The organism is Deltaproteobacteria bacterium, assembly GCA_023382265.1.
Lineage (GTDB): Bacteria > JAMCPX01 > JAMCPX01 > JAMCPX01 > JAMCPX01 > JAMCPX01.
Map to the genome: position 1 here is coordinate 18,322 of JAMCPX010000062.1, position 8,881 is coordinate 27,202.

General features: G+C 44.5%; 8 protein-coding genes and 1 pseudogene. 5 read left to right on the plus strand and 4 right to left on the minus strand.

Annotated elements, in window-relative coordinates; all coding sequences use genetic code 11:
* Positions 1–594, minus strand: coding sequence for an ATP-dependent Clp endopeptidase proteolytic subunit ClpP (gene clpP / locus M1381_11460; protein MCL4479689.1), 594 nt, complete (start codon positions 592–594; stop codon positions 1–3).
* Between the two features lie 317 nt (positions 595–911).
* Between clpP and M1381_11465 the strand changes: the two genes are divergently transcribed.
* Positions 912–1,889 (plus strand): ABC transporter ATP-binding protein, encoded by a 978-nt coding sequence (locus M1381_11465; protein MCL4479690.1) that lies wholly within the window; start codon positions 912–914, stop codon positions 1,887–1,889.
* Here M1381_11465 and M1381_11470 read toward each other — a convergent pair.
* The gene (locus tag M1381_11470) at positions 1,886–3,574 is read right to left on the minus strand and encodes a PQQ-binding-like beta-propeller repeat protein (protein ID MCL4479691.1); all 1,689 of its coding nucleotides are present in this window, start codon (positions 3,572–3,574) and stop codon (positions 1,886–1,888) included. The two genes, M1381_11465 and M1381_11470, sit on opposite strands and share 4 nt — an antisense overlap.
* A 128-nt stretch (positions 3,575–3,702) precedes the next feature.
* Between M1381_11470 and M1381_11475 the strand changes: the two genes are divergently transcribed.
* Positions 3,703–4,497, plus strand: a complete 795-nt coding sequence (locus M1381_11475) for an SDR family oxidoreductase (GenBank protein MCL4479692.1) — start codon at positions 3,703–3,705, stop codon at positions 4,495–4,497.
* A gap of 74 nt (positions 4,498–4,571) precedes the next feature.
* Here M1381_11475 and M1381_11480 read toward each other — a convergent pair whose 3' ends face one another.
* Positions 4,572–4,919, minus strand: coding sequence for a cupin domain-containing protein (locus tag M1381_11480; GenBank protein ID MCL4479693.1), 348 nt, complete (start codon positions 4,917–4,919; stop codon positions 4,572–4,574).
* A gap of 534 nt (positions 4,920–5,453) precedes the next feature.
* Here M1381_11480 and M1381_11485 point away from each other — a divergent pair.
* The 3 genes and pseudogenes from M1381_11485 to M1381_11495 all read left to right on the plus strand — a co-directional run bounded on the left by M1381_11485 (position 5,454) and on the right by M1381_11495 (position 8,512).
* A pseudogene (locus tag M1381_11485) lies at positions 5,454–6,434 on the plus strand (PDDEXK nuclease domain-containing protein).
* Positions 6,435–7,074: 640 nt separating this feature from the next.
* Positions 7,075–8,019, plus strand: coding sequence for an EamA family transporter (locus M1381_11490; protein MCL4479694.1), 945 nt, complete (start codon positions 7,075–7,077; stop codon positions 8,017–8,019).
* Between the two features lie 289 nt (positions 8,020–8,308).
* Positions 8,309–8,512 (plus strand): type II toxin-antitoxin system Phd/YefM family antitoxin, encoded by a 204-nt coding sequence (locus tag M1381_11495; GenBank protein ID MCL4479695.1) that lies wholly within the window; start codon positions 8,309–8,311, stop codon positions 8,510–8,512.
* A gap of 82 nt (positions 8,513–8,594) precedes the next feature.
* Here M1381_11495 and M1381_11500 read toward each other — a convergent pair.
* A partial coding sequence (locus tag M1381_11500) for a DUF1016 N-terminal domain-containing protein (protein MCL4479696.1) occupies positions 8,595–8,881 on the minus strand: 287 nt, incomplete at its 5' end.

The window sequence follows — 8,881 nt, forward strand, 5'->3', positions numbered from 1 at the left end:
CTATATCTTTATTTCAGCTCTCTTGGCTACCACGGTATCTATTATACCATAAGATATCGCTTCTTCGCCACTCATAAAAAAATCTCTCTCCGTATCCGCTTCTATCTTATCTATGGATTGACCGGTATGCGAGCTTAATATCGAATTTATCTCGGAACGTAATTTTAGTATCTCTTTCGCGTGTATATCGATCTCCGATGCCTTGCCCTGCAATCCGCCGGAAGGCTGGTGAATCATGACCCTCGCGTGAGGTAATGCAAACCTTTTACCTTTTACGCCTGCTGCGAGAAGTACAGCACCCATACTTGCTGCCTGACCAATGCACATCGTGGTTATGTTCGGTTTGATGTACTGGATCGTATCATATATGGCAAGACCGGCTGTAACTACTCCGCCAGGTGAATTGATATAAATAGATATGTCTTTTTCGGGATCCTCTGCCTCAAGGAAAAGTAATTGTGCAATAACAAGGTTGGCAAGCTCATCATCTATAGGTGCACCTATGAATATGATCCTCTCCTTTAGCAGCCTCGAGTATATATCATAAGCCCTCTCGCCTTTTGAAGTCTGTTCTATCACCATTGGTATAAGCATCGTCTAATCCGCCTCTCTTATATAATTTATCATAACCATTTAAACTATTTTTATACTAACCTATTATCAATCCTTTATTGCAGTATCCAATACTGCTGTATATTATAATAATCAATAAACAACACTTAGTCAATTACAGAATGCGGCTTTGATCTTATTGGCATTTTTTTGCATGGGCAATTGATGAATTACCATTGCAAAAGAGGAATTAAGATTGAAGCGAATGAATGAGCCGGTTTCTATTGCTTAAAATTCAGTGTGAGCAAGGTATGGGTCTTCATTGACAATATAGATTTTTAATGGATATTAAGACCTTTATGGCAAATATACTTGAGATAAGAGATCTCACAGTTTCGTATGCAAGCAATGATGCCGTGCATAAGGCACTCGATCATATATCTTTCTCAATTCCGGATAATGAGAGCATAGGTATTGTAGGCGAGAGCGGGAGCGGTAAGACAACCCTCGGCACATCTATTCTGAAATTATTGTCTTCAAATGCAGAGTATGATGCAGGAGAGATTATCTTTAACAATAAAAACCTGCTTACGCTCAATGAAAAGTCATTAAGAAAGATAAGAGGCAAAGACATATCCATCGTATTCCAAGATCCTCTTGCTTCACTTGATCCTCTTTTTACAATAGGTTATCAAGTTGCAGAGACAATAAAGGCTCATGACTCCGGCATTAAGAAACAGGATATTGAGCATAAAATCATTTCTCAATTAAAAGATGTCGGCCTGCCGGAACCCGAAAAGCTCATACATCAGTATCCACACATGTTAAGCGGCGGCATGAGACAGAGGGTTACAATCGCAATAGCACTTGTAAACCATCCCCGCATTCTTATCGCAGACGAGCCCACAACAGCACTCGATGTTACAATACAAGCGCAGATCATTGATCTTCTAAAAGAGGCTAAAAAACGTTATAATCTTACTTTAGTACTTATAACTCATGATCTTGGCATAACCTCTGAACTCGTTGACAGATTGATAGTAATGTATGGTGGTGTGATTGTAGAGCAAGGCGGAGCGGATTCCGTCCTTACGAAGCCAATGCATCCTTATACCCATGCGTTACTACAGGCAGTACCAGATATGAATGATGTTTCAAAAAAAAGGCTTGATGCAATACCCGGTATGGTAAGGGCACATTATGATGATTATACAGGATGCAGGTTTTATGAACGATGTGCCTATCGAACAAATGAATGCCTTGAAAGAGAGCCAGGCATTGATAAATATCCCGATGGCCACAATGTCCGTTGCATACACCCTATTATTATAGGTTAATGTAATGCATAAAGATTTCCATCATACGAGCCGACGTAGATTGTGCCATCCGAACCAATAGCCGGCGCGGCTACAATCGGACCCTGCGATGAAACACCCCACCTGAGTATACCATTATTGAGGTTAATCGCATAAAGGTTTCCATCCACTGACCCAATGTATATTATACCATTTTCACTTATTGCCGGAGAGCCGGCAGAATTTGGTAATCCATATATCCATTTAAGTGTACCATCTGTCGGATTGAGTGCATAAAGGTTATTATCCAATGAGCCTACGCAGATTGTTCCATCATTACCAATTGCCGGCGTGGATATTATTTCATCGCCGGTCTTATACGACCATTTTATACTGCCGTCAGGATTTACCGCATAAATTGTATGGTCATCGGCACCGATATAGATTGTTCCATCAGCCCCTATTGCAGGCGAAGACTCTATAGGTGCAGAGATTTTCGTAATCCATTTAAGTGACCCGTTCGGTCTAATCGCATAAAGATTACCGTTATATGAACCTACATAGATTATGCCGTCAAAACCTATTGCAGGCGAAGATTCTATATAAGCATTGTTACCAAAATCATAATTCCATTCGAGAGTGCCGTCTGTCGGATTGAGTGCATAAAACACACCATTTGATGATCCAAAATAGATTGTTCCATCAGCCCCTATTGCAGGCGAAGAACCGAACTGATATAAAGATTTATGTTGAGAAGCGGTTGTATAACTCCATTCCAGCCCTCCGGATGGATTAAGTGCATAAAGATTGCCATTCATTGCATTCACATAAACTGTTCCATTGCCGTCAATAGCAGGCGATGCATCGATCCAGCTGCGTGTACCTGTTGAATAGCTCCATTTCAGCCCTCCGTTGGAATTAATTGCATAAAGAGTCCCATTCATAGCTCCAATATAAATTGTACCGTCAGCACCAATAACAGGCGATGCATTGATCCAGCTGCCTGTTGTATAGCTCCAGCTAATGGCTCCAAAATTAGTAGAAGTGCTGATAGGGCTTAAACCTGTTGATTGCAGATCCCTGTTAAACCTGGGCCATGCACTATAACTACTTATATTCATAGAAGCTGTGCTTATCGCAATACCTTCATGCCCATCATTTACAATTACCTTTACATTATAATAGCCGGGGATACCGGGCGACTCCCATGCTGCAGTACTGCCTGTCGTGATATAAATTCCACCCACATTCCATAAATAACTTAACGGATCACCATCCGGATCAGTTGCACTGCATGAAAGGCTTGCAGATGTGAAAACAGGCTCAGGTAAAACACTGAGGTTTTGTATATCCTCATCACCCTGATTATACGTGGTAAAAGTTATAGAACCTGTTATAGACATGCCATTTGAATTATACGCCATTACGGTAGCAGTTCCCACCATACCAAATGTACCGGGCGATAATATTATTATGGTAGGCGTATTATTCGGACTCGATATTTGCCAATCAGAAGAGGTTGTCCATGAATAGTTCAATCCGGAGCCTTGCGTATTGTTTGCTATGACTGTTGCTGTAATAGTATCCCCTGGTATTGCCGGGGCGCCAAAGATTTTTATAGCTTCAATAGAAAGAACCGGCACATTTTTAGTGTTGCTCTTACACCCTGCAAAGATGGAGATAAAACTTATACATAAAACCCCTAATAAAAAGATTATCTGCTTCATATAAGACATCATACATTTTTTTTAATTTTAATCAACTGTTTTTGGGTAGTCGCTGCCAATTTTGCCCTGCATAGAAATATGATTATATTATTTATATCGCATGTATCCGGATAATTGAGAGGTGCTGTATGGAGAACCAGGAGATCACAGTTGTAACAGGTGCAAACAAGGGGCTTGGATTGGAGACCTGCCGCCAGTTGAAAGAGTCGGGCATGCATGTCATACTTACGGGCCGGGATGAGGCAAATGTAAGAAAAGCTGCGGACGGGCTGACGGCCGGAGGTGCTGAAGTTTCATGGGCTGTTCTGGACGTTCAGGACACAGCAAGCATATCCAGGTTCGCCGATGAGGTACGGGAAAAGTGGAACGGGATAGATGTACTCGTAAATAATGCTGGTGTGTCTGATTTTGGAAGATTCGACGGGCAGGCCGCAGAACTTACCGTGAATACAAATTTTTTCGGTCCTATGCATGTAACGGACGCGCTCCTGCCGCTTATGCACGGAGGCTCGCGCATTGTCATGGTTTCGAGCGCCATGGGCCAGCTCTCCTGCCTGTCCGGGGATCTGAGACGCAGATTTGAATCACCCGGACTTACCAGGGATGAACTTGTGGAACTCATGCGCAGTTTCCTGCGTTCGGTGAGTGACGGTACATCTGTGCGAAAAGGCTGGCCGTCCTCCGCTTACTCTGTATCAAAAGCAGGGCTCAACATGCTGACACGCATCCTTGCCGCGGAACTCTCTCCGAAAGGTATTATCGTGAATTCGGTACACCCCGGATGGGTGCGTACGGACATGGGCGGCCTGTCGGCCCCGCTCGATGTCAAGGCAGGCGCAAAGAGCATTGTGTGGGCTGCACTGCTCAAGGACGGAAGCCGGAGCGGGGGATTTTTCCATGCCGGCAAACCGATGCAGTGGTGACCTGTGCACGTCGCTCAAGATAGCTGCCAAGTGCACAGACTTACTTTATTTACCATTTTACTTTGCGAAAATGTTCATGAGCGGATCATTATCAGGAGCATCTTGAACCTCTCCGTTGCACTCAAGGCGTGGGGCTGGTTTGCAGGCATTATTATCATGTCCCCTGCCTTTGCAGTGACGGGCTTTCCGGAAATGGAAATATCGGCTTTTCCTTCAAGCATACACACCAGGGCATCGAAGGGAGCGGTATGCTCGCTGAGTTTCTGGCCTTTGTCGAAAGCGAAAAATGTGACAGTACCGGACTTTTTGTCAATTATGGTCCTGCTTACAACCGAGCCTTCCTGGTAGTTTGCAAGCCCCGAAAGCGCGATCGCCTTAGCTGCAAGACTTTCCGAAACAACATCCTTTTTTTCTTGTTCCATGATTACCTCCGATAATGATAAAGTATTTACTGAACCTGAGTTTTTAAAGCAGGGATGAGAATAAATACCCCTTTTTGAACGGGGACTCGCCGCAATCCCCCGCCTATGGCCTGGGTCAAGGCGGGCTATAGAATAAACCAATTCCTTTACGGCCAAGAACCACGCTGTTTACATCGGGTTCTTCAATTTACCTCTAACAAGCAGGGAGGGCTACCCAAGCGGTGCTTGGGTCAGGTATGTAACTCGCCGGCATTTTACCTCGTTCCCTCTTTCGGAGGAGCGCAAAGGGTGTGTAAAATCCCGGGCATTTTACTGCATCAGTACGCGAAGTCATATCTTTATTGACTTAAACTAATAATATCAATATACTTCTGAAGTTTTATCTCCATACTTAATCAGATAAGAATAGACTCGGAAGAGTCTGAAAGGGCCGGAATATGGACAATAAACACGGACAATTATTACTGCCGATAAAGCGTACAGCGATACGAGAGCCCTCTCAAAAGTCCGGCGAACGATTGACTTCAGGCTACGGTATACTGGCATATTGGTAAATCCATTTCCGATCGCCAGAGTAGCGAAGGCTGGGGCAAGTCGATAGTGGATCGGCTGGCAGCAGACCTTCAACAAGAATTCCAAGGTATTGAGGGCTTTTCACCATCTAACATCTGGCGCATGCGGGCGTTTTTTCTGGCATGGACCAAAAAAGTTCTCGCACAGCCTGTGCGAGAATCAGGTGACAGTGGAAAGCTCGCACCGCTTGTACGAGAAATCGACAACAATAAGATACCAAAACTTGTTACAGAAATTCCCTGGGGACATAATGTAATTATTATCGAAAAGCTCAAAAACCCCGTTTTACGTCTCTGGTATGCACAAAAAACAATCGAGCATGGATGGAGCCGGGCTGTACTTATCCACCAGATCGAGAGTGGCTTACATAAGCGCCAGGGGAAGGCTGTCACTAATTTCAAACAGACCCTTCCTCACTAGCAATCAGAGCTTGCACAACAGGCACTCAAAGACCCCTATATTATTGATTTTTTGTCGCTTTCCGAAGATGCAGCCGAGCAGGATTTGGAGAAAGGACTGATAGAGCATATCCGGAAGTTTCTGCTGGAACTTGGTGTGGGTTTTGCTTTTGTTGGTAGCCAATATCACCTTGAAGTTGAGGATGAAGATTTTTACATCGACCTTCTATTCTATCATTTACGGCTCAAATGCTTCATAGTCATTGACCTGAAGATGGAACCGTTCAAGCCGGAGTTTGCCGGGAAGATGAACTTCTATTTGTCAGTTGTGGACGAACAACTCAGGCAAGATGTGGATAACCCGGGCATCGGCATAATACTATGCAAGACACGGAAGAAGCTTATCGCCGAGTACACACTCCGCAATACAAATACACCCATTGGCGTGAGTGAATATAAGCTTACCCGCATCATACCCCCTGATCTTCAAAAGAATCTTCCCAGTATCAGAGAGCTGGAAAAGGAGCTGGGACGTGGCGGATGAATTTCAATAGCACTCCGTTCGCCCCTTATTTGCTGTCATTCTGAGCGGCGCTACGAAGGATCTATTCTGACGCTTTTAAGCAGTGACATTGCTTGCCCTTCTGGTCATCCCCCTTAAGGTAAGGGGGCGGGGTACCCATCAGGGGGATGGGTCGGGGAGTTATGAAAAGATGTAGCATCCTGTCTAACAAGCGGGGCGCAGGGGTGTGAGGAATCCCTTCCCCTTGTAGGGGAAGGTTAGGATGAGGTTTCATTCTTTTTTTATATAAAAAATCTTTCTCATCGAGCGGCTTATAAAAAACGACAATTCTTCTTTGTCTCATGTCAGGATCCGGCACCTTTTACTCTGCTCTTTGGTTCCCCTTCTACCCATGGCCAGTATGTGGCACCAGCGCTGTGTTCACGTACCTTACTGCCGTCTTGCGTCCCTGCTCGATGAGAGATGATAGATCGTTTATGAGCGACGAATAATTATACGTTCCTGCAAGTTGCTTTACGCTATTATTCAGTTCATCCATGGAGAATGTTTGTATTGATATATAACGTAAAAATCAATATACAACGTATAAATACTGCACAAATGACTCGGCGTACACATATAACCTGCAAGATCAATATCAGTTCTCCATGCTGTAGCTGCTTTGTTTGACAGACATGCGCCTCTGCCGTACAAACTGGGCATACTTGAATCTATGTTGTGGATACTATTTGCCATAATTGCCAATGTACTTTTTGCTGTCTCAAATCTCTTTGATAAATTCCTTATCGAGAAAAGAGTCAGGGACCCGCTTGCACTGACCGTATTCGGCGGGTGGATCGATCTTCTGTTCACCCTGATAATCGTTCTTATCCACGGGCTCTCCATAACCGGCCCGTTGCAGGCAGGTGTCTTACTGCTTTCCGGTGTCCTGGTTGAGTTAGCACTTATCCCCTATTTTAAGGCCCTCTCACTCGAGGACGCCTCGAGGATCTCCCCGCTGTTCCAGTCCATGCCGGTCTTTGTCCTGCTTCTGTCCTCCATCTTCCTCAGAGAGACCCTGACGCACAGGCAGCTGCTCGGATTTCTCCTGATCCTGTCCGGGAGCTTCATCGTCTCGATGCACAAGACGGACGCCGGAATCTTCAAAATACGGAAGGCATTCTGGTGGGTCCTGCTCGCGAGCATACTCTGGGCCCTGCCGGCGGTGATGTTCAAATTCGTGGTCATCAAACAGACTTTCTGGGACGCGCTCGCGCTGGAGTTTTTCGGCGTTGCCATCGGAGCCACCATCCTTTTTTTCCTGTACAAGACACGGGTGCTTGCACAGATCAGGGATATAGGGGCGGGTACATGGTCAATCCTGAATATCAACGAACTTATTTATATCGCCGGAAGGGTAAGCAATTTTTACGCGATCACGCTGGGGCTTGTCTCGCTGGTCGCCGTCCTCGGAGGGACCATTCCCCTGTTTGTCTTCCTCTTCGGACTCGTGCTTTCCCTCTGGTTCCCCGGGATTATAAAAGAAGATATTACCAAGTCCTCCATCGTCACAAAGATATCATCAATCATTTTAGTGGCGTGCGGTTTGTGGTTTATAACGCTTTAGCTTGGCACCGGGTCGGCTGACAGGCTGTTGAGCGGTGATAATGAAATGGGGACACCATTGCTTTATTATATCCTGATAGAAGATTCCTCTCTTATTAGGAATACTCATGCAAGGCTTGGGTCATGAGGCCTTGCTTCATCATTTTATTCAGATTAAGCAGGCGCGTTTTTCAAAAAAACGAGGAGTATTCTGAAACATGTCAGGATCCGGCACCCTCAGATTCTTAATAAATAGGGAATGAGACTATAACTGGGTTGACTTATGCAGGGGAAATTTATAGATTGTTATTATGAAGCTAAAGAAAAAAAATATAGAAATCATTGTAAAAAATGGGAAACCGTCCCGGGTTATACTTGATATAGTAGAATACAAAAAATTGCTCGAACGTGCAGAGGATCTTGAGGATATCCGCATGTTAGGTGAAATGCGCAAGGGGCAGCTAAAGTTTAAAAAATTGGAAGATTTCCTCAAGGAGTATAACACAGGTGTATGAGGTCTACCTTGAGCGCCACGCAGAGCGGGATTTAAAATCTTTACCAACAGACATATTTCAGAGGATCATTCCACGTGGTATATTAAATCTCGGACAAAGTCTGAGGTGTTGTTATTGATTCTTCAGACAGTGTCTGAAGAATTATTACAGACCGATACATAAGATAAAATTGACTCATTAAATTCAAATTGACATAACTGAAGCCTTTTCCAAACCTTTTCATTAAATCGACTGTTAATTTCTTCAAAAGCATTTTCCCGTATTCCGCTCTTTTGTTTCCCCTCTGCTCATACTCCACGATCCTTCTGCCCATGAGCCAGTATGTGGCAACCAGCGCCGTATTCACATACCTTACTGCCGTCTTTCGTC

Coding starts and splice junctions, on each gene's coding strand:
- clpP (MCL4479689.1), bottom strand. CDS start 594: ATGCTTATACCAATGGTGATAGAACAGACTTCAAAAGGCGAGAGGGCT.
- M1381_11465 (MCL4479690.1), top strand. CDS start 912: ATGGCAAATATACTTGAGATAAGAGATCTCACAGTTTCGTATGCAAGC.
- M1381_11470 (MCL4479691.1), bottom strand. CDS start 3,574: ATGAAGCAGATAATCTTTTTATTAGGGGTTTTATGTATAAGTTTTATC.
- M1381_11475 (MCL4479692.1), top strand. CDS start 3,703: ATGGAGAACCAGGAGATCACAGTTGTAACAGGTGCAAACAAGGGGCTT.
- M1381_11480 (MCL4479693.1), bottom strand. CDS start 4,919: ATGGAACAAGAAAAAAAGGATGTTGTTTCGGAAAGTCTTGCAGCTAAG.
- M1381_11495 (MCL4479695.1), top strand. CDS start 8,309: ATGAAGCTAAAGAAAAAAAATATAGAAATCATTGTAAAAAATGGGAAA.